Source organism: Bradyrhizobium sp. BR 10289 (assembly GCF_019455385.1).
GTDB lineage: Bacteria > Pseudomonadota > Alphaproteobacteria > Rhizobiales > Xanthobacteraceae > Bradyrhizobium.
Genome location: NZ_JACOFR010000001.1, coordinates 641,210 through 662,333, shown reverse-complemented (window position 1 = coordinate 662,333; position 21,124 = coordinate 641,210). Strand labels below are relative to the sequence as shown.

The 21,124-nt window shown below is 65.3% G+C and carries 13 protein-coding genes and 1 pseudogene; 6 read left to right on the top strand and 8 right to left on the bottom strand.

Annotated features, from left to right (window positions below; all coding sequences use genetic code 11):
* Positions 1 to 3 precede the first annotated feature (3 nt).
* From HYH08_RS03365 to HYH08_RS03350, 4 genes are read left to right on the top strand one after another with little or no spacing between them, the layout of a single operon-like run.
* Positions 4 to 1,932 carry a glycosyltransferase gene (locus HYH08_RS03365; RefSeq protein ID WP_220008306.1) on the top strand — a complete coding sequence of 643 codons (1,929 nt, stop codon included), beginning with the start codon at positions 4 to 6 and terminating at the stop codon, positions 1,930 to 1,932.
* A gap of 3 nt (positions 1,933 to 1,935) precedes the next feature.
* A complete protein-coding gene (locus HYH08_RS03360) occupies positions 1,936 to 2,676 on the top strand; it encodes an ABC transporter ATP-binding protein (RefSeq protein ID WP_220008305.1) in 741 nt (246 codons plus the stop codon).
* Positions 2,673 to 4,052 carry a glycosyltransferase family 4 protein gene (locus HYH08_RS03355; protein ID WP_220008304.1) on the top strand — a complete coding sequence of 460 codons (1,380 nt, stop codon included), beginning with the start codon at positions 2,673 to 2,675 and terminating at the stop codon, positions 4,050 to 4,052. The genes HYH08_RS03360 and HYH08_RS03355 overlap by 4 nt, the downstream gene beginning before the upstream one ends.
* 10 nt (positions 4,053 to 4,062) lie before the next feature.
* Positions 4,063 to 5,343, top strand: coding sequence for an O-antigen ligase family protein (locus HYH08_RS03350; RefSeq protein WP_220008303.1), 1,281 nt, complete (start codon positions 4,063 to 4,065; stop codon positions 5,341 to 5,343).
* On the opposite strand, the gene HYH08_RS03345 is transcribed toward HYH08_RS03350, so the two are convergent.
* The 7 genes and pseudogenes from HYH08_RS03345 to HYH08_RS03315 form a co-directional block, all read right to left on the bottom strand.
* Positions 5,344 to 6,579 (bottom strand): ABC transporter substrate-binding protein, encoded by a 1,236-nt coding sequence (locus HYH08_RS03345; RefSeq protein WP_220008302.1) that lies wholly within the window; start codon positions 6,577 to 6,579, stop codon positions 5,344 to 5,346.
* Between the two features lie 109 nt (positions 6,580 to 6,688).
* Positions 6,689 to 7,600: pseudogene (locus tag HYH08_RS03340) on the bottom strand (DMT family transporter).
* A 77-nt stretch (positions 7,601 to 7,677) separates the two neighbouring features.
* Positions 7,678 to 8,553, bottom strand: coding sequence for a DMT family transporter (locus tag HYH08_RS03335; RefSeq protein WP_220008301.1), 876 nt, complete (start codon positions 8,551 to 8,553; stop codon positions 7,678 to 7,680).
* Between the two features lie 23 nt (positions 8,554 to 8,576).
* Positions 8,577 to 9,551 carry an NAD(P)-dependent oxidoreductase gene (locus tag HYH08_RS03330; RefSeq protein ID WP_349631395.1) on the bottom strand — a complete coding sequence of 325 codons (975 nt, stop codon included), beginning with the start codon at positions 9,549 to 9,551 and terminating at the stop codon, positions 8,577 to 8,579.
* Positions 9,452 to 10,583 (bottom strand): peptide chain release factor 2 gene (prfB, locus tag HYH08_RS03325; protein ID WP_220008299.1). Its coding sequence is split into 2 segments (ribosomal slippage): positions 9,452 to 10,513 and positions 10,515 to 10,583, totalling 1,131 coding nucleotides; the frame shifts between segments, so codons are not numbered across the junction. Before prfB ends, HYH08_RS03330 begins: the two co-directional genes overlap by 100 nt.
* A 172-nt stretch (positions 10,584 to 10,755) precedes the next feature.
* Positions 10,756 to 13,269, bottom strand: coding sequence for a penicillin-binding protein 1A (locus HYH08_RS03320; protein WP_220008298.1), 2,514 nt, complete (start codon positions 13,267 to 13,269; stop codon positions 10,756 to 10,758).
* Positions 13,270 to 13,534: 265 nt separating this feature from the next.
* Positions 13,535 to 14,830 (bottom strand): N-acetylmuramoyl-L-alanine amidase, encoded by a 1,296-nt coding sequence (locus HYH08_RS03315; RefSeq protein WP_220008297.1) that lies wholly within the window; start codon positions 14,828 to 14,830, stop codon positions 13,535 to 13,537.
* 708 nt (positions 14,831 to 15,538) lie between these two features.
* On the opposite strand from HYH08_RS03315, the gene HYH08_RS03310 reads away from it, so the two are divergent.
* A complete protein-coding gene (locus HYH08_RS03310; RefSeq protein ID WP_220008296.1) occupies positions 15,539 to 18,655 on the top strand; it encodes an Rne/Rng family ribonuclease in 3,117 nt (1,038 codons plus the stop codon).
* Between the two features lie 65 nt (positions 18,656 to 18,720).
* Here the strand turns inward: HYH08_RS03310 and HYH08_RS03305 are convergent, their stop codons facing one another.
* On the bottom strand, positions 18,721 to 19,395 hold the full coding sequence (locus HYH08_RS03305) for a helix-turn-helix domain-containing protein (protein ID WP_220008295.1): 675 nt from the start codon (positions 19,393 to 19,395) through the stop codon (positions 18,721 to 18,723).
* Between the two features lie 208 nt (positions 19,396 to 19,603).
* Here HYH08_RS03305 and HYH08_RS03300 point away from each other — a divergent pair, with 208 nt between their 5' ends.
* A complete protein-coding gene (locus tag HYH08_RS03300) occupies positions 19,604 to 21,100 on the top strand; it encodes an amidase (RefSeq protein WP_220008294.1) in 1,497 nt (498 codons plus the stop codon).
* Positions 21,101 to 21,124: the final 24 nt, after the last annotated feature.

The following is a 21,124-nucleotide window of genomic DNA, read 5'->3' as shown; positions in this document are numbered from 1 at the left end:
ATCATGCATCACATCAACGAACCCCCGCGCCGCCCGTCGGTGCTGCACATCTTCAAGATCTACTATCCCGACCTGTTCGGCGGCACGCTCACGGTGATCCGCGACATCTGTGCGGGTCTGAAAGACGCTTTCGCCTCCGCCGTACTGGTCTGCTCGCAATCGCCCGAGACGCGCGAGATCGCCGTCAACGACGTTCCGGTCGAGCGCGTGCGCTCGTTCGGCAACGTGCTCTCGCTGCCCGCGGCCCCGCTCTATCCCTGGCGCCTGTGGCGTAGAAGCGCCGAGCACGATCTGCTCGCGCTCCACGCCCCCTTCCCGCTCGCCGATCTCGTCTTCGCCTTCGGACTGGGCATCAGGCGGCCGCTGGTGGTGCACTGGCACGCCGATATCGTCACCCATGCCGGCCTACGCTGGTTCATCGAACCCCTGATGCGGCGAACACTGCGCCGCGCCAAGGCGATCATCGTCTCGGACCACGTGCTGGTCGACAACACGCCGCTGTTGCGCGAGTTCGAAGACAAGTGCCACGTGGTGCCGTTCGGCATCGACACCAGCCGCTATGACTGTTCGAAGATCGAGCCGCATCATGTCAACGACCGCGGCCGGCTCGTGCTCGCCTGCGGCCGGCTCGTGCCTTACAAGGGCTTTGACGTCCTGATCCGCGCTGCGGCTACGCACAATTTCGAGGCTTGGATCATCGGCGAGGGCGCCGAGCGGCCGCGGCTCCAGCAAATGATCGAGGAACTCGGCCTCAGTGATCGCGTCCGCCTGCTCGGCTCGGTGAGCGACAGCGAGCGCATCAAGCTGATGTGCCTCGCGGATGTCTTCGTGATGCCATCGGTCACCAATGCCGAGACCTTCGGGCTAGTCCAGCTCGAAGCCATGGCCGCCGGCCGCCCGGTGGTGAACACGGCGCTGGATACGGCGGTGCCGCACGTCGCCCGCCATGGTATGGAGGCGATCACCGTGCTGCCGGGCGACGCCGAGAAGCTCGGCGAGGCTATCACCACCCTGATCCGCGATCCCGAGCGCCGCCGCCGCATGGGACATTCGGGACGCACGCGCGCCTTCTCACGCTATTCGGCCACGGCCTTCAGGCAAGGCATGGAGACCGTCTACCGCAACGCCCTCGCCGCACCCAGCGAGGCGCGATCGGCGATGCGCGCGCCGGCGCAGGCAACCACCTGGCTGGACACGGTGCGGATCGCGGGGACGCTGGCCTGGTCCGACATGCGGCACCGCTACGTCCGCTCGCTGCTCGGCCCGTTCTGGATGTCACTCCAGATGGCGATCGTGGTCGCCGTGCTCGGCTCGGTGATCGGCCAGATGTCGAATTCCAGCATGCTGGCGCGGCTGCCGATGCTGGCGCTGTCGATGACGGCCTGGACCTTCCTCAACGGCGTGGTGCTCGATGCGACCACGGCGCTGCAAAATTCCGCGAGCCTGATCCGTGACCGGGCGCTCCCGCCGGTGATCTTCCTGCTGCAATGCACGTTCCGCCAGGCTCTGTTCGCGCTGCATAATGCCTGCGTGCCGCTGCTGCTGTGGCTGATCATCTCGCCCCACGACCCCTCTCATGCGCTGGCGGCGGTGCCCGGCCTGCTGTTGTTCATCGCCTGCACCTTCGCCTTGAGCCTCGTCCTCGGCGCCATGGCGACGCGCTATCGCGATCTCAAGCCGATCATCGAATCCACCCTAACTCTGGCCTTTCTCGCCTCGCCCGTGATCTGGTCGTCCGACATCATCAACCACCGTTCGACCGTGATGCGGCTCAACCCGCTGACGCATCTGTTCGCGGTATGGCGCGAACCGCTGGCGGGCGTCCCTGTCGATCCCGTCAGCATCGTCTACGTGCTGGTCGCGTTTGCGCTCCTGATCGTCGCGAGCGCCCTGACCCTGGTCCATCTGCGCAAAGCCGCATTCTGGATCTGACGCATGGTCTCGATCAGCCTCCGCAACGTCTGTCTCGACTACCCGCTCTACGGCGCCTACGATTTCTCGCTGAAGCGGCGGTTGCTCGGACACCTCATCCGCGAGCCGGGTGAGACGCGGATCATTCGCGCCGTCGACGACGTCACGATCGAGGCCGAAGCAGGCAGCCGCATCGGGCTCGCCGGTCCCAACGGCTCAGGCAAGTCGACACTGCTGCGGCTGATCGCCGGTGTCTATCCGCCGAGCAGCGGCAGCCTCACGGTCAAGGGCAACGTCGTGCCCCTGCTCGGCCTGAATGCCGGCGTCAATCTGGATTTCGTCGCAGAGGACAACATCGCACTCCTGCTACGGATCAGCGGCCGCAGGCCCACCCGAAGCGTGATAGACGAGATCTGGGCCTTCACCGAGCTCGAGACGCGCATGCAGCGGCTGCCGCTGCGGATGTTCTCCTCGGGCATGCTGATGCGGGTGCTGTTTGCGACCGCGACCGCCTTTCCGGCCGACATCCTGCTGCTCGACGAATGGCTCAGCGTGGTCGACGAGCACTTTGCCGAGAAGGCCGAGGAGCGCCTGTTACACCTGGTATCGCAGGCCGCGATCGTGATCATCGCATCGCACGACCAGCCGCTGCTGCGCCGCACCTGCTCCACCATCATCAATCTCGATCACGGCCGCATCGCCTCGACTGTCGCGGTCGAGCCGACGGCCGCGCACGGTTTCGAGCTCCGCGAGAGACGCGCATGAAGCAGAACATCCTCGTCGTCTCCGAGTCGCTCGGACAGCCCAATCACAAGCGCGGGATTTTCCACTTCACAAGGGAGCTGGTGCGCTCGCTCGCCTCGGAAGGCCACGACCTCACCCTGTTGGTGGAAACTTCGAAACGTTACCGCAAGCTGTGCCGGCGCGAACGACGCACCAAGCTGTTCGCGGCGCAGGCGCGCAACATCGAGCTGCTGGCTCTCTATCGCTTCCTTGACGAGATCAACGTGCGTGGGCCGGTGACGCTCAGCGGCGCGCGCCGCAAGTTCGATTGGCTTCGTCACAAGGGCGCCATGTTGCTGTCACGCGACAACATTTCTTGCCTCCTGCGCGCCATCGGCCTGGGTCGCGCGAACGCGCACGTAATCGAGAACCGGCCTGCCGCGCTGGAGTACATTCCGCCGGACCTGAATCATCTCGAACTGTTCGGCGACTTTCAGCTCGAGCAGGGATTCTTCACCTATCAGGATTCCTCGGCCTTCTTCCTGCTGCCGCCGCCGCGAATCGAGGCACGCGACTACGACGTAATCCTCGTGGACACGCCGACACGTGTCGTGATCAGGCGCAAGCCGGGCGCAAAGGTGATCTGTGTGATCCACGATTTGCTGCCGCTCACCGACATCAAACTGAGCGACATCGCCACGCGGCAGTTCCTGGCGCGCATCCGCACCAGCCTGCGCCAGGCCGACGAGCTCGCCTTCGTTTCAAACTATAGCATGATGCGGTTCAGGGACCTGTTGCCGCAATTTGCGCACCTGCCGGCGCGGGTCGTATATCCCCGCACCCGGTTCGACGCCCCGGATGTCCTGCATCTGCCAGCCCCGTCGGGGCGTCCGGGGCGGCCGAGCTTCGTCGTGATCGTCTCGAACGAGCCGCGCAAGAACGCTTCAACTGTCATTCGCGCGTTTCGTGGCGTGCCCCAGGCCGATCTCGTGGTGATCGGCTATGCCGGCGAGATCAGCCGGATGCGCAATCTGCCGCCGAACGTCCGTTTTGCCGGCTATGTCGACGAGCACGAGAAGGCCGCCCTGATCGCGGAGGCGCACGGCCTCATCATGCCGAGCTTTGCCGAAGGTTTTGGCGTGCCGATCATCGAGGCGCTGGCTGCGAACACGCCGGTGCTGTGTTCGGATATCGCGGTCTTCCGCGAGGTCGCGGGCGAGCTTGCCGATTATTTCGACCCGTTCTCGACCGATTCCATTGCGGCCTCCGTCACCCGCGTGCTGACGCGGCAGGAGGAGTGCCGCGGCAAGATCCGCGCGCGGCGCCACGAGCTTGCCGAGCGGTTCGGCTATCAAAGCCAGGCCCGCGATTTCCTCGACCATGAGATGCCCGTGGAACGCCTGGTCGCGGCCCGGTAGGCGCATCCAGATGACCGCTGGACCTGTCGTCTTGTCAGCTGCCGCCGGCCCGCGCGACCTGCGCAGCCGATGGCAGGCTCTGAGCCGTTCGGCCGCACTGGTCCGGACAGCCGATGTGCTGGTGATCCTGATCGCGGCATCGCTGCCCTGGTCGACCACGGCGCCGTCGATCTTCGTCGGGCTCTGGCTGCTCGCGGTCACGCCGACCATCGACTGGCGCAACTATGCGCGCGATCTCGCGCGGCCGGCGTTTGCCCTGCCCTTCGCTTTCCTGCTGCTCGCGCTGCTGGGCACGCTGTGGTCGGACGGCGCCTGGCCGGACCGGCTGCACGCGATCAAGCCAGTCGCAAAGCTGGTGCTGATTCCGCCGCTGCTCTACCATTTCAGCCGGTCGGAGCGCGCCTTCCAGGTTGGCCTCGCCTTTCTCGCCTCCTGCGCACTGCTCGCGGTCTACTCTTGGATCGTGCTGTTCGATCCTGCCTGGAAGATCACCGCGACGGCCTCGGCCGGCGTTCCCGTCAAGAATTACATCGACCAGAGCCAGGAGTTCACGCTGTGCGCATTTGCACTGGTGCTGCCGGCGCTGACCTTCTGGCGTAGCGGACGCGTGATCGCGGCCGCTGCTTGCCTTGCATTGATCCTGCTGTTTGCCGCCGACATGGTTTTCGTCGCCGCGAGCCGCACGGCCTTGCTGTGCATTCCCATGCTGCTGGCCTTGTTTGCCTGGAAGCATCTGGGCCGGCGGGCGACGCTAATCCTGATCGCGGGTACGATCGCTGCGAGCGCGCTCGCCTGGACGACCTCGTCCTACCTGCGCCAGCGCATCACCGATGTCGTCATCGAATACCGCCATGGCCATGAGGACATCAGCCATGCCTCGACCGCGCAGCGCCTGACCTATTGGCGCAAGGCGCTGCACGCCTTCACCGAGGCGCCCCTGATCGGCCATGGCACCGGCGCGATCAAACGGCAATTCGAGCGCGCCGCCACCGGCGCAAGCGGCCTCGACGCGGAGATCGTCAGCAATCCGCACAACCAGACCCTCAACGTCGCCATGCAATGGGGCCTGCTGGGCATCGCCCTGCTCTACGCGATGTGGATCGCGCATCTTCGCCTGTTCCTGGGCGAAGGCCTTGCCGCCTGGATCGGTCTCTTGGCCATCGTGCAGAACATCGCGAGCTCGCTGCTGAACTCGCATCTGTTCGATTTCCACGAGGGGTGGATGTATGTGCTCGCCGTCGGCGTTGCCGGCGGCATGGTTCTCAAGGCGCAAGCTGGTCGCCAGCCCTGACTACTGGCCGCGCTCGTGGCCGACTTCGCCGGTGATGACGTCGCCGAACAGCTCCCAGGCCTGACCGTTGAAGCGCATCAGCTGCATCTGCTCGATCGGGAAATAATCGTCCGGCGAGGTGTTGACCATGATGCCAGGCAACATCAAATCGGTGTGGAAATTCTTGAGGTTGGCCGCCTGCTTCATGACGTTGTCGCGGGTGAGATTGTCGCCGCACTGCTTCAGCACCTGCGCCATCGCCTCGGCCTGCACATAGCCATAGATGTTGTTGGCGTTGGCCTTGTCGCCATCAGGGTAATACTTGTCCATGAATTCGCGCCATTTGATCACCGCGGGATCCTTGTCCCAGGTCGGATCGGTCGGGTCCTTCAGATAGGCGGTCGAGATGATGTCCTTGGCATAGTCGAGCCCGGCGGGCTTGAGCACCGCGGCGACCGAGGTCGCGGTGTTGGCGAGCAAGAACTTTGGCTTCCAGCCGAGCTCGCCCACTTTGCGGATCGCCTGCGCCGATCCCTTCGGCGCGGCCCATGAGAAGAAGATGTCGGCGCCGGAATCGTGCAGCGCCACGATCTGCGAGTCGATCGAGGGATCGCTGACCTCGTAGGATTTGTCGGCGATGATCATGCCGGCCTTGTCGCCGAGCCCGTCCTTCAGGCCCTTGAACTGGTCCTTGCCGGCGTCGTCGTTCTGCCAGAACACCGCGATCTTGCCGTTCGGAAAATTGTCGCGGATGTATTTGGCGTAGATGCGACCTTCGCTCTGGTAGTTCGGCTGGAAGCCCATGGTCCATGGGAAATTCCTGGGATCGCCGAACTTGGTGCCGCCGGAGGCGACGAACAGCTGCGGCACCTTCTTCGCATTCATGTATTTCATGATCGCGGAGTTCGAGGGCGTGCCGAGCGATTGGAAGATCAACAGCACCTCGTCGCTCTCGACCAGCTTGCGCGCCTGCTCAATCGCCTTCGGCGGCGAATAGGCGTCGTCATAGCTGATGAAGTTGATCTTGCGGCCGTTGATGCCACCCTGGTCGTTGATCATCCTGAAGAAAGCCGCCTCGGTCTTGCCGATCACGCCATAGGACGACGCCGGCCCGCTATAGGGCATGATGTTGCCGACCTTGATTTCTGTGTCTGAGGCGCCGGGGTCATATTTCTTCTGCGCGAGGGCCGGTGCCGCGGCGAGCACTCCGGCAGCAAGCATGGCAAGGGCAGCAAGGTGTTGGCGACGACCCGGCATCGTTCTCTCCCCTTATGTTTTGTAGTCTTGTTTTGGGAGAGTGTCGCAAGGCGGTGTGCTGCTGGCAAGCGCGGGGATTTTCCGCGAGATGAAACCACGAAGCTGGAACTTACGCGCCGCGCCGCAGCAGGCTCAATGCGCGTCCGTCGATCACCAGCAATGCGCTGCCGATGACGATCGCGCCGGCGATCTCGTGCGCGGAGATCGACTCGCCCAGCACCAGCCATCCCAGCAGAATGGCGGTGACCGGAATCAGCAGCGTCACCAGCATCACATTGGTCGCGCCCGAGCGCCGGATGAACTGAAAGAAGACGACGTAGGCGAGCGCCGTCGAGAGGCCGGCAAGGCCGAGCACCGCAAGCCAGGTCGTGAGGCCCGGCATTGGAAGACGCCACGGCTGCTCCACTGTCCCGGCGACCACCGCCATCATCACCGTCGAGGCCGTCAGCTGAAACGTTGCCGTGCCGAGCGGGGATGAGTCCTTCAGCAGCCGTCGCGCGGCCAGCGCGGCGAGGCCATAGCTGAAGGCACCACCCAGGCAGAGCAGGATGCCGATCCCCTACCCGGTTCGCGTCTCGATTCCCCATCCGCGCAGGATGATCACGCCGGCAAGACCGAGCGCCACACCGGCGACACGGCGCATCTGCAAGGCCTCCTCGCGCGCGCACGCCATCACCAGCACCGTGAAGAGCGGCGTGGTCGCGTTCAGGATCGAGGCTAGTCCGCTCGGAATGAAGGTCTGCCCGATCACGATCAGCGAGAATGGAATGACGTTGTTGAGCAGACCGATCACGACGAACGGTGCCCAGCCCACCAGACCCTTGGGGAAGCCGATCCCCTGCATGCGAAGGAGCGGCAGCAGCATCGCGGCACCAAGCGCGACGCGCAGGAGCACAAGCGTCAGCGGCGGCAATTCCCGCAAGGCCGCGCCATTGAAGAAGAACGAGCCGCCCCAGAGGATCGAGAGCCCGCCGAGCAGCCACCAGCCTCGCGCGTCAATCCGGTTGTCGTTTGGGAGCATGGGTCTCACCTTGGCGGCCGAGCCTGCCGCCTAGGGTACAGCGGCGAACAAGGCCACCCGATTTCCGACAAGACGGCTCAAGAGGATCGGTTTGATCGGGTGTCACAGGCAATATCGGCAACAACCGCCCCAATCACCAGCGCGCCGCCGACCAGCGCATGAACGGCCGGCACTTCGCGAAAAGCGACCCAGATCCAGAACGCCATCAGCGGCGTCTCCAGGGTCGCGATCAGCGAGGCTTGTCCTGAAGGCAGCAGGCGCGAGCCGAGCATGTAGAAGGTCAGGCCGAGCGCGACCTGGAGGCAGCCGAACATGGCGAGGATGGCAAGACTCTGGCCGCCGACATGGGCGATGTCATGCGCGAACGGCAGGCTGACGAGGCTTCCCAGGAAATTCGAGAGCGCGGCCGCCGCCACCATCGACGTCTCGCGGTGGCGCCGGATGACGACCGTCATGGCGGAGATAGCGAGGACCATCAGGCAACTCAGCGCCACGCCGCCGATATCGGCGCCGGCCCTGATGCCGCCGACCGTGATGACCACGCCGGCAAACGCGACGAGGCTCGCAATCAGCGTGCGCCATGTCGCGGCTTCGCCGAGCCAAAGCCAGGCCAGCGCCGCCGCAACGAACGGCTGCGTCGCAATCAGCACCGCGACGTTCATGACATTGGTCATCTGGAGCGCGGGAATAAACGAGATCATGCCGAGGGCAGACAGTGAAGCGACGAGCAGGCCGCCCCTCCCCGGGACGACCAATTGCCGCAGCGCGCCGCGGCCCTGCATCACCACAAGGAACACGCTGATCAGGCTGCCGCCGAACAGGCCGCGCCAGAACAGGATGGTCCAGGGATCGAACGGCAAGAGGCGCGTGAAGAACGGCGCCGTGCTCCAGGCAATCGCCGCTGCAGCAACGAGGGCAATGCCGAGACCGCGTTCCGATCGAGACTGCCCCATGTCGATGCGTCCGACTAAAGCTGTTACTTCGGCCGCGACACCAGCTCGATCATCTTGCCTTCGTCGTCGTCGGGCATCGCGGCTTTCGCATGCGCGTAGGCCTCGACCGCGGCGCGCGAGACCAGCGGCTTGTCGGCCAGCAGGCTTTCCGCGAGCCTCACCGCATAGGCGGCATCCTTGTGCCGCAGCGCTGCCGTGAACGTCGCGCCGCTGAAATCGCGCGCGACCATGCGCTTGGAATGACGCTGCACTTGAGGACTTGCGGCCACACCCGCCTGGATCGAGTCCAGCACCAGGTTCATGTCGAGCCCGGCCTGCTCTGCGATGGCGAGACCCTCGGCAAGACCGGCGATCTGGATCGCGCCCATGAGATTGTTGATGAGCTTGTAGACCGTGCCGGAGCCGACCGCGCCGAAATGACGGATGGTCGAGCCGATTGGCGTCAGATACGGCCGCGCGCGTTCGAGATCGGCCGCGTCTGCGCCTGCGAGCAGCGTCAGCTTTCCAGCCGCGGCTGCATCCGGCAATCCCGTCACGGGGCAGTCGATATAGATCAGCCCGCGCGCGTTCAGCTCGCGGCCCATCTCGCGGGCATGGTCATACGAGACCGTGGAGCATTCGATCGCGATGGTGCCCGATTTGGCCGTCTTGGCCGCGCCTTCGGGACCGAGCCAGACCGCGCGCGAAGCTTCGTCGTCGGCAACCATGGTCACGACGGCATCGGCGTCGATCGCGGCATCTTCAGGAGAGGTCGTCCAATGCGCGCCGCGCGCGATCAGATCTTCCGCCTTCGCCTTGCTGCGATTCCACAGTGTCACCGTGAAACCGGCATCGAGATAGCGGCCGGCCATGCCGTGGCCCATCCGTCCAAGCCCGATGAAGGCGACGCGTGCCACGGCTAGTCCACGTCCTCGACGTCGCCCGCGGTGGTGCCGAAGGCGCGCTGCGCCAGCGTCGCCGCCATGAAGTCGTCGAGCTCGCCGTTGAGCACCCCCGATGTGTCGGAGGTCTGCACGCCGGTGCGCAGATCCTTCACCATCTGGTAGGGCTGCAGCACATAGGAGCGGATCTGGTGACCCCAGCCGATATCGGTCTTGGCGGCCTGGTCGGCCGCGGCCTTCTCCTCGCGCTTCTTCAGCTCGATCTCGTAAAGGCGCGCGCGCAGCATGTCCCAGGCCTGCGCCCGGTTCTTGTGCTGGGAGCGGCCGGCCTGGCAGACCACGGCAACGCCGGTCGGGATATGCGTCAGGCGCACCGCGGATTCGGTCTTGTTGACGTGCTGACCGCCGGCGCCGCCCGAGCGCATCGTGTCGACGCGAACGTCGGATTCCTTGATGTCGATCTTGATGCTGTCGTCGATGACAGGAAACACCTGCACCGACGAGAACGAGGTGTGCCGCCGCGCATTGGAATCGAACGGCGAGATACGGACGAGACGATGCACGCCCGCTTCCGTCTTCAGCCAGCCATAGGCGTTGTGGCCGGAGACCTGGATGGTCGCGGACTTGATGCCGGCCTCTTCGCCCTCGGACTCCTCGAGGAACTCGACCTTGAAGCCGTGCGTCTCGGCCCAGCGCGTGTACATGCGCAAGAGCATCTGCGCCCAGTCCTGGCTCTCGGTGCCGCCGGCGCCGGCATGGACTTCGAGATAGGAATCGAAACGGTCGGCTTCGCCCGAGAGCAGCGCCTCGAGTTCGCGACGCGCCACTTCCTTCTTCAGGTTCTTCAGCGCGGCTTCAGCCTCGGCCACGACGCCGGCATCGCCCTCGGCCTCGCCGAGCTCGATCATGCCGATGTCGTCTTCGAGCTCCTGCTCGACCTTGCCAATGCCCGAGAGCGAATCCTCCAGCGAGGTCCGCTCCTGCATCAGTTTCTGGGCTTTCTGGGGATCGTTCCAGAGGTTGGGATCTTCTGCGAGCTTGTTCAGCTCAGCGAGGCGCGCCGTCGATTTCTCGACGTCAAAGATGCCTCCTCAGCAGCCCGACTGACTGCTTGATCTCTTCTACCAACCGTTCGATTTCGGCGCGCATGTCGTTCTCTGGTCGGGCGCATGATCCGGGAAAGTGTGCAGCGGTTTCCCGAAAAGATCATGCGCAAACAAAATCCAAAGCGCGATGACTCATCATCGTGCAGTGGGGATGTAGCGGCGGCGGCGGCAAAGCGCAACCGCCGGAACCGCGATCGTCTGGCTTGTCCTAAGCCTTAGTAGAGTCCACCGGTGCCCGGCCGCATGAAGAAGCCGGAATCCGGCTGCTGCTGCTGCGAGGTCGGCACGCCGCCGCCGCGGCCGTCGGCATCGGCGACACCGATGACGGAGTAGTTATCCGGCGGCGCCGTGCCCGGCTTGAAGGCCTCCAAAATGGTTCCGCCGGTCTCGCCGGGACCGGCGCGCATGCCGGTCTTGGCGACGACGCGCACAAGCTTGATGCCGGCGGGCACCTTGAAGGGAACGGCGGGCTTGTCGGCGAGCGCGAGCTTGAGGAAGTCACGCGCGATCGGCGCGGCCAGATGGCCGCCGGTCGCGGCGTTGCCCTTGCCCAGCGCCCGCGGCTTGTCGTAGCCCATATAGATGGCGACGGCGACGTCGGGCGAGAAGCCGACGAACCAGGCGTCCTTGGCCTCGTTGGTGGTGCCGGTCTTGCCGGCGATCGGCTTGCCGACCTCCTTGACCACCGTCGCGGTACCGGCCTGGACCACGCCTTCCATCAGCTCGGTGATCTGATAGGCGGTCATGGAATCCAGCACCTGCTCGCGGCGATCGATCAGCTGCGGCTCGGCCTGGTTCTTCCAGCCGCCGGGCGCGTCGCAGCCGCGGCATTCGCGCTGGTCGTGCTTGAAGATGGTGCGGCCGTAGCGATCCTGGATGCGGTCGATCAGGGTCGGCTTCACGCGGCGGCCGCCATTGGCGATCATCGAATAGGCCGTGACCATTCGCATCGCCGTCGTCTCGCCGGCGCCGAGCGCGTAGGACAGATAGTTCGGCAGCTCGTCATAGACGCCGAAGCGGCGCGCATATTCGCCGATCAGGGGCATGCCGATGTCCTGCGCAAGGCGCACCGTCACGGTGTTGAGCGACTGCCGCAACGCATTGCGCAGCGTCACCGGGCCCTGGAACTTTCCGGACGAGAAGTTTTCCGGCCGCCACACGCCGGCGCCCTGGCCCTGGTCGATTTCGATGGGGGCGTCGAGCACGACGGTCGAGGGCGTATAGCCGTTGTCGAGCGCGGCCGAATAGACGATCGGCTTGAACGACGAGCCCGGCTGCCGATAGGCCTGCGTGGCGCGGTTGAATTGGCTCTGGTCGAACGAGAAGCCGCCGACCATCGCAAGCACGCGGCCGGTCCAGGGATCCATCACCACCATCGCGCCGGAGACTTCCGGAATCTGGCGCAGGCGGTACTGGCCTTCGACCGGCTGTCCTTCCTTGGTGTAGAGCGGATCGGCGTAGATGACGTCGCCGGGCTGCAGCACCTGCGACACCGCCGTCGCAGTCCTGCCCTTCGCAGGCCCTGTGGTCGGCTTGGCCCATTTGATGCCGTCAAGCGTGATGAGGCCGGTCTCGCGCTGCTTGCTGATGGCGCCGCCGAGTTCTCGGGGCGGCTGGAAGCCGATGCGCGCCGACTGGTCGCTGGTCTCCAGCACCACCGCCATGCGCCACGGCGAGATGTCGGACAGCGACTTGATCTCGGCAAGCTTGACGCCCCAATCGCCGGATGTGTCGAGCTTGCTCATGGCGCCGCGATAGCCCTGCTGCTCGTCATAGTTCACGAGGCCTGAGACCATGGTCTTGCGCGCCATGACCTGGATCTTCGGATCGAGCGTGGTGCGGACCGAGAGACCGCCCTCGTACAGCTTCTTCTCGCCATAGCGCTCGAAGATGTCGCGGCGGACTTCCTCGGCGAAATATTCGCCGGCGAAAGTGTGGGCGCCGCCGGAACGGTTGGTGACGGCCAGCGGCTCCTTGCGCGCCTTGTCGGCGTCGGCCTGCTTGATCCAGCCGTTCTCGAGCAGACGGTCGATCACGTAATTGCGGCGCTCGATGGCGCGGTCGCGGTTGCGCACCGGATGCAGCGTCGCCGGCATCTTCGGCAGCGCCGCCAGATACGAGGCTTCCGCCACCGTCAGCTCGTTTACCGACTTGTCGAAATAGACCAGCGAGGCGGCCGCGATGCCGTAGGCGCCGAGACCGAGATAGATTTCGTTCAGATACAATTCGAGGATCTTGTCCTTCGAATAGGTCTTCTCGATGCGCATCGCCAGCAAGGCTTCCTTGATCTTGCGCGAGAACGATACCTCGTTTGTCAGAAGGAAGTTCTTGGCGACCTGCTGGGTGATGGTGGAGGCACCCTGCGGACGACGGTTGGATCCGAAGTTCTGCAGGTAAAGCACGCCCGCGCGCGCCATGCCGGTGTAGTCGATGCCGCCATGTTCGTAGAAATTCTTGTCCTCGGCCGCGAGGAAGGCGTTGATCACGAGCTTGGGCACGGCCTGGATCGGCAGGTACAGCCGCCGCTCCTTGGCGTATTCGCCGAGCAGCGAGCCGTCGACCGCGTGCACGCGGGTCATCACCGGCGGCTCGTAATCCTGAAGCTGAGAGTAATCCGGCAAGTCCTTGGAGAAATGCCAGATCAGGCCTGCCACGGCCCCGACACCGACAAGGAACACCACTGTTCCCGCGGCGAACAGGAAGCCCATGAACCGCACCAGCAAGCGCATTATCTGTTTATCCGTTCAAACTCTGGATCAGCCCAGTATCAGCCCCAAGATCAGCCTCAAGGCACCGAAATCGCAGCCACAACTGGTGCCAACCTCACGTCACGAATTCACCGGCCTACGCAATCACATCAGGGCCGGGCCACAGGACGCTCGCCGAGCGGGATTCTCATCGATTCCGGAACCCCCTGCGGTGTTTTTATAAATCGTCCGCTGTGGCCAAACTAGGGCCTTTGCGGCGGGGCGGAAAAACCCTTCTTCAATTCCTTCAATTCGCCTGTCCCGCGGTGGCCAGCCGCTTGGCCAGGAACCCGTCGATGGCCTGCGCCATCGAGCCCACGGCCTTGGCGCGCCAGCCCTCCGAAATCAGATGTTCCAGATCGCCCTTGTTGGAGACATAGCCGATCTCGACCAGCACCGAGGGCACGTCAGGGGCCTTCAGCACCCGGAAACCGGCTGACTTCAGGGGATGCTTGTGCATCCGCACGGTCGACTTCATTTCGCCCATCAGAAGATGGGCAAAACGATTTGAAAAGGTGCGGGTTTCCCGCTGCGTCAGGTCGATCAGGATGTCGGCGACGTCGGTCGGCTCTTCCGCCAGATTGAAGCCGGCAATCGCGTCCGCGCGGTTTTCGGCGTCCGCCAGACGCTGGGCCTCGGCGTCGGAAGCCTTGTCGGAGAGCGTGTAGATCGTGGCTCCCTGCGCGTCCCCCTCGGTCTTCGGCAGCGCATCGGCATGGATCGAGACGAATAGCGCGGCCTTCAGGTTGCGCGCGATCTTGGTCCGGTCGTTGAGCGGGATGAAGGTGTCGTCGTCCCGCGTCATCACCACGCGGTACTTGCCGGCCTTTTCCAGCCGGTCGCGCAGCGCGAGACCAAAGGCCAGCACCAGGTTTTTCTCGCTCTCGCCGCTCGACTGCGTGCCGTTGTCGATGCCGCCATGCCCGGGATCGATCACCACCACCGGGCGGCCATCGGCCTTCTGCTGCGGCGCCTCCGGCACTGCCGCGGCGGGGACCGTCGCGGGCGGCGCGTCGGCGACTGCGGGCCTCAGTTCGGGGCGGTTTTCCGGAGCCAGCGATTGCACGAAGGCGGCGCGGTCGACCTCCTCCAGCTCGAGCACCAGCCGGGCCGGCTGGCCGTTGGCGGCCTCCAGCACGTAGGAATTGGCGATCTTGGCCGGACCGGTCAGGTCGAACACGATTCGCGAGCCGCCCGGCATGACGAGGCCGTAGCGGAACGCCTTGACCAGGCCCCGCCCACCGGACCCGGTGCCCGAGGGCAGCTGAAAATTGAGCTGCGGGACGTCCACCACGACCCTGTAGGGGTCGGCAAGCGTCACGGCGCGGAAGCTGATGGTCTGGTCGATATCGAGGATGAAGCGGGTCTGCTTGCCGTCGCCGGCAAGACGCGCCCCCGAGGCGGTTGGAAAATTCGTCACCGCAACAGCGGGTTGCGGCTGACTTTCGGCGGCACTCAGATGCCATGAATCAGTGCACGCCACCGCTGCGGCGCACAACAACGCGCACCCAACCAAAATGCGATGATTTATGCGGCTCGCCACCGATTCCGTGCCTCCGAGCAGCTTTTTTTAACGCAATAGAACCACAGGGTTAATCGATGCTTAATGACGGATACGCGAAACTCGCTGACTGTGACCGCCGTGCGACGCTCCCTTGCACGGATGGCCCATTCCTCGTATGTACGGAATGCTGACGGCCGATATTTCCGGTTGTGTCGCATTCAGCCTCCCGGTGCAGCGCCGGAACGCCCAAGTTTTGGGAATTCCAGCGTTTTCCGTTCCCCTCTAAGGCCAGCGCGGTGCGCGGCAGCGAGGCGGAGCGGGTCGAGCCCCGGCGGTGGGACGGTCTCTCGATACCACTCACGTATCAGGGACGGTTCTGACAGCGGCGTAACCCATTACCCGGCCCCTTGATCCCAAGGGGGCGGTTCGTGATCCCCCAAGGCGAGCGCGCTCGCGCCATGCCTGGCCAGCAGCAACTGATTGAGGGGCGGCCCCGCCGCCCAATGTTTCATACGGGCCGACGCTTGATGCGCCAGACTGTGCCGACGAATTCTGAAGGACCATTCGCGACGCTGCGGAGTGACAATCCCGCGCGCCGCCATGGTCCTGAAGCTTCCGGTTCGGCAAGGCGCGAGAGACGGCGTTTCGGCCTTCCCCTCACCCCCGAATCAGGTGGACCGTCGCGTCACCCGGCAGCGCAGATTGCGCCCTCGGTCGATCGCGCCCGCCGCCGCCAAGAGTCAAGACATGCCCAACAAGATGTTGATCGATGCCACCCACCCGGAAGAGACCCGGGTCGTCGTGGTCCGCGGCAATCGCGTCGAAGAGTTTGATTTCGAGACCGCGCAACGCAAGCAACTGCGCGGGAACATCTACCTCGCCAAGGTCACCAGGGTCGAACCCTCGCTCCAGGCCGCTTTCGTCGAATATGGCGGCAACCGCCACGGCTTCCTCGCCTTCAGCGAAATCCATCCCGACTACTACCAGATCCCGGTCGCCGACCGGCAGGCGCTGATCGAGGCCGAGGAACAGGCCCATCGCGAAGCCGAGGAAGAGAGCGAGAACCGCTCCCACGGTCGTCGCCGCTCGCGCCACCGGAATGCCCGCCGCAAGGGTCATGGCGAGCGCGTACGCAGCGACATCGTCGAGGGTCTTGACGCGGGCAGTGATCCCGCAGCCCAGCCGGTCGAGGGCGCGCCGCTGCCCCAGCACATTGAAGGCGCCCCGCACGAAGGTGAGCACCTGCACGCCGATACCGAGCATGGCGAGCACGAAGGTCATGATCACCACGAGCACGATCACGACGATCATGGCCATGACGATCATGGTCACGACGATCATCACCACGATCATGACGATCACGGCCATGACGTCGCGCACGATCATCATGACCATGACCATTATCATGCCGAAGAGACGCCTGCGCCTGTCGCAGCCGTCGGTGCCGAGCCCGCTGTTGCGGCCGAAGTCGCTGCCGATGCCGCGCCGGTTGAGGCCGCGCCCGCCGAAGCCCATGCCGAGGCTCTGGCCGAGGCCGTGACATCAGCCGTCGAGCCGGCCGATGTCGTCTATGGCGAGAGCGCTGATGCGCCGCACGCCGAGGCCGCCGAAGCAGCCGGTGAGGACGACGACGAGGACGAGGACGGCGAGGAAGAAGCCGAAGAGGAAGTCGTCGAATCCGTCGGCGGCGACGACGTGCTCGAGGAAGTGCCGGAGCGCACCTTCCGCCCGCGCCGTCAGTACAAGATCCAGGAAGTCATCAAGCGCCGCCAGGTGATGCTGGTGCAGGTCGTCAAGGAAGAGCGCGGCAACAAGGGCGCTGCGCTCACGACCTATCTGTCGCTCGCCGGCCGCTATGCCGTGTTGATGCCGAACACCGCCCGCGGCGGCGGCATCAGCCGCAAGATCACCTCGGCCCAGGATCGTTCGCGCCTGAAGGAAGTGGTGCAGGATCTCGACGTGCCCGAGGGCATGGGCATCATCCTGCGCACCGCGGGCGCCGCCCGCACCAAGCCCGAGATCAAGCGCGACTTCGAATATCTGATCCGGATGTGGGAGACGGTGCGCGACCTGACGCTGAAGTCGCAGGCCCCGACCCTCGTCTACGAGGAAGGCTCGCTGATCAAGCGCTCGCTGCGCGACCTCTACAACAAGGAGATCGACGAGATCCAGGTGGCCGGCGAAGCCGGCTATCGCGAAGCGCGCGATTTCATGAAGATGCTGATGCCCGCCAATGTCAGCGCGGTGAAGCAGTATCGCGACGGCCAGCCGCTGTTCTCGCGCATGGGCGTCGAGAGCCAGCTCGATGCGATGTTCTCGCCGACCGTGCAGTTGCGCTCCGGCGGCTACATCGTGATCAACCAGACCGAGGCGCTGGTCTCGATCGACGTCAACTCGGGACGATCGACCCGCGAGCACCATATCGAGGACACCGCGCTCAAGACCAATCTGGAAGCGGCCGAAGAGGTCGCCCGCCAGCTTCGCCTGCGCGACCTCGCCGGCCTGATCGTCATCGACTTCATCGACATGGACGAGAAGCGCAACAACCGTGCGGTCGAGCGCAAGCTGTCGGATTGCCTCAGGCAGGATCGCGCGCGCATCCAGGTCGGCCGCATCTCGCATTTCGGCCTGCTGGAAATGTCGCGCCAGCGCATCCGCGCCAGCGTGCTCGAATCTTCGACCGATCCCTGCCCGCATTGCGGCGGCACCGGTCATGTCCGGTCGGTGTCCTCGGTGGCGCTGCAGCTCTTGCGCGGCCTTGAAGAGATCCTGATGAAGGGCGCGACCCACAATCTCGTAGTCCGCACCCGCACCGACGTCGCGCTCTATGTGCTGAACCACAAGCGCGGCCATCTGCGCGATCTCGAGAACGGCTTTCATGTCACGCTGTCGGTCATCGCCGATCCCAGCGTCAACGGCCCCCAGGCCTACGTGATCGACCGCGGCGAGCAGGTGCACACGCTCGAAGCCGCCAAGGCGTTGCTGGCGGCACAGGTGGCGGCGAATCCGCCGCCGCTCGCCGAAGAGACCTATGACGACGACGAGTTCGATCCGGAGCTGGAGTCCGAGGTCGAGACCGAGGAGACCGAAGGTCTCACCGAAGAACAGGCGTCAGGCGATGCCACGCCCGAGCAGGACGGCCAGCGCCGCAGGCGTCGCCGTCGCCGGCGCGGCCGCGGTGGCCAGCGCGACGGTGAATTGCGTGAGGATACCGCTCCGACCCTTCCCGAGGCGGCTGTTGCGGCCGGTGAAGGCGAAGAGGATTCCGACACCGAGCAGGATGGCGAGGAAGGCGAGGAACAGGCCGCCCGTGGCGAGCAGCAGGGCAGCGGTGATCGCCGTCGCCGCCGCGGTCGTCGCGGTGGACGCCGCCGTCGTGGCAATGGCGAGGAAGGTCTTGCCGGATCCATCGGCGACGAGCTTGCGGCCCATACGCCGCCGGAAGCAACCGATGCGGTTGCCGATTTCGACGGCGCCACCGGCGAGGCGGCGCCCTCGATCGCGCAGGCCGAACACACCGCCGAGCCGCAGGTCACGCAACAGGTCACCGGGCCTGAGCTGCGCTTCGAAGCGCCGGCCCAGCCGGAGCCAGCTCCCTCTGCAGCTCCCTCTGCAGCTCCCTTGGCCACATCAGAAGAGCCCGCCGACGACAAGGCCGCACGACGCCGCTCCACGGTCCGGGAAAAGGTGAGCTTCCTGTCGAGCAGCGCGAGCGAGCCCACAGCGCCGGTCGCGCAGGCGGCCGAGCCCGTCGCTCCGCCCGCAACGGCCCCCGAGCCCGCACCGGAAGCTGTGACCGAAACGCCACCTGCGCCGCGCCGCGCCGGCTGGTGGTCGCGGCGCTTCGGCGGCGGCGGCGAGTAAGCCGGACACAAATCAAAAACGCCCGGCCTGGCCGGGCGTTTTTCGTTTCAGAACCTGCTTGAGCGCTACGACGGCAGTTCGTCATCCCGCGCGACCTCTCGCGCGGTGATCTGGCGAAGCTGGTCGTAGAGATCGGGCGCCTCGCTGGTGCAGAGGCAGACGCCTGTTGCGGAAGGTCCCTCGCCCGCGTTGAGGTAGGCATGGCCCATCGTGCTGTCGAGATAGATGCCGTCGCCGACCTCCAGGATCTCCGGCGCGTAGAACTCGGTGTGGACGGCGACGCGGCCGCTCGTCACCAGGAAATACTCCTCGCCGCCATGGCGCAGCAGCGGACCGAATTCCTCCAGCGACCGCGCGCGGACCTCTGCCATGATCGGCACCATGCGTTTGCCGATCAGGTCGGTGCATTGGTAGGTGTAGGTGTAGAATTTCGTGTTGACGAGCTGACCCTGCCCCGCCCTGCTGATGCTCCGCCGCGCCGTGACCGGCCGCCCCTGCGCTGGCGCCGCGACCGCCGGATTGAACAGCTCGGCGATCTCCATCTTCAGACCCGAGGTGAGCTGGACCAGCTTGTCATAGGTCAGTGACATCAGGCCGTTCTCGACCTTCGACAGGGTCGAGAGCGCCATGCCGGTCCGCTCGGCCACCTGCTTGAGCGTCAGGCCGCGGGCCTGCCGGGCCGCCTTGAGGCATTGACCGAGCTGCGAATTGGCCCCTTCGGGCGTCGTGGTCTCGCTCATGGAGCAATGTTATCACGGCGCCTGAAAATTTGTTGGCCTATCGATCTAATCTTTTCGGGCTAAATCGATCGGATGGAACCCACCAGACCAGCGGACAGGCAATCGAGCAGCATTTATGCACGAAATGCTCCGATTTGACGATTATTGGTGCGTGTTCCTCACTTTCCGATATGCTAAATCGTTTTCATATTCTGAAAGGGATGGGGCCTTGTCCGACCTGTGCGATTCCAGCGCCGTTGAGCTACGCCGCCTGCTAGCCACCAAGGCGATCTCGCCTGTCGAGCTGCTGGACGCCTGCCTGTCCCGGATCGCTGCCGTTAATCCTGCCGTCAACGCCGTCGTCACGCTGGACGAGCCGGGCGCGCGCGCCGCGGCAAACGCCGCCGAAGCAGCCATCCTGCGCGGCGAGGATCGCGGCGCGCTGCACGGGCTTCCGGTCCTCATCAAGGACACCCAGGACACCGCCGGGATGCGCTCCACCTATGGCAGCCCCATCCTGCGCGACAACGTTCCGGCCGCGGACCAGGGTTCGGTCGCGCGCTTACGCGCGGCCGGCGCCGTCATCTTCGGCAAGACCAACACGCCGGAATGGGCGGCCGGCGGCAACACCCGCAACCCCGTGTTCGGTGCCACCGGCAATCCGTTCGATCCCATGCGCTCGGCCGCCGGCTCCTCTGGCGGCTCGGCGGTCGCGCTCGCCTGCGGCATGGCCCCGCTCGCCTCGGGCTCCGACACCGGCGGCTCCTTGCGCAATCCCGCCGGCTTCTCCGGCGTCGTCGGCATGCGTCCCTCTTACGGCCTCGTGCCCAGCGAGAAGCGCATCTTCGGCTGGTCGAACCTGTCGACCGACGGGCCGATGGCGCGCAATGTCACTGATGCCGCACTGATGCTCTCGGTGATGGCGAGCGACGATGCCCGCGATCCCCTCGCCTACACCCTGCCCGGCGAGCCCGTGCGTGGCCGCGCCGAGCGCTGGGCGAACCCGCACCCCGCAGAGCTCGGCAAGCTGCGTCTGGCTTTCACCGAAGATTTCGGCTTCGCGCCGACCGAGCAGGCGATCCGCCGCGTGTTCCGCAATCGCGTGAACAAGCTCGCGCCGCTATTCGCAGACAGCCGCGAGGCCTCGCCCGACTGCACCGGCGCGGACGATGCCTTCGCCGTGCTGCGCGCCGGCATGTTCCTGGCGACGCACGGCAAGAACTACAAAGAGCGTCCCGAGATGCTCGGCCCCAACGTCCGCGCCAATGTCGAGGAAGGCCTGTCCTATTCGCTTGAGGACCAGGCCCGCGCGTCCACGACGCAGACGCGGATCTACCGCGCCTGGCAGACCTTCTTCGCCGGTTGCGACGTGCTGATCAGCCCGACCATCACGCTGAGCCCGCGGCCGTGGTCGGAGCTTTACCCTGCCGAGATCGACGGCGTGCCGACCAAATCCTATTTCCACTGGCTCGCGCTCGCTTACGCCGTCACGCTTCCCGGCCACCCCGCGATCAGCATTCCGCTCGGCCGCGATGAAGCCGGCCTGCCCTTCGGCCTCCAGATCGTCGGCCCGCGCGGTGGCGATGCCATCGTGCTCTCGGTTGCCGCGAGCATCGAAGCCGCGTTCGCGAACGATCGGCAATTGTGCCGTCCGGTGCCTGACCTGGCACGGCTCGCTGTTGCGCCGCCGCTGTCGGCCGCGCCCGATTTTCTCGCCTGGGAATGACCCAGGCCTGACAGGAGAATTCTG

Excerpts from the sequence above, each read along its gene's own strand:
- HYH08_RS03365 (WP_220008306.1), top strand. The coding sequence starts at position 4 with ATGCATCACATCAACGAACCCCCGCGCCGCCCGTCGGTGCTGCACATC.
- HYH08_RS03335 (WP_220008301.1), bottom strand. The coding sequence starts at position 8,553 with ATGGGGCAGTCTCGATCGGAACGCGGTCTCGGCATTGCCCTCGTTGCT.
- HYH08_RS03310 (WP_220008296.1), top strand. The coding sequence starts at position 15,539 with ATGCCCAACAAGATGTTGATCGATGCCACCCACCCGGAAGAGACCCGG.
- HYH08_RS03360 (WP_220008305.1), top strand. The coding sequence starts at position 1,936 with ATGGTCTCGATCAGCCTCCGCAACGTCTGTCTCGACTACCCGCTCTAC.
- HYH08_RS03355 (WP_220008304.1), top strand. The coding sequence starts at position 2,673 with ATGAAGCAGAACATCCTCGTCGTCTCCGAGTCGCTCGGACAGCCCAAT.
- HYH08_RS03350 (WP_220008303.1), top strand. The coding sequence starts at position 4,063 with ATGACCGCTGGACCTGTCGTCTTGTCAGCTGCCGCCGGCCCGCGCGAC.
- HYH08_RS03305 (WP_220008295.1), bottom strand. The coding sequence starts at position 19,395 with ATGAGCGAGACCACGACGCCCGAAGGGGCCAATTCGCAGCTCGGTCAA.
- HYH08_RS03345 (WP_220008302.1), bottom strand. The coding sequence starts at position 6,579 with ATGCCGGGTCGTCGCCAACACCTTGCTGCCCTTGCCATGCTTGCTGCC.
- HYH08_RS03320 (WP_220008298.1), bottom strand. The coding sequence starts at position 13,269 with ATGCGCTTGCTGGTGCGGTTCATGGGCTTCCTGTTCGCCGCGGGAACA.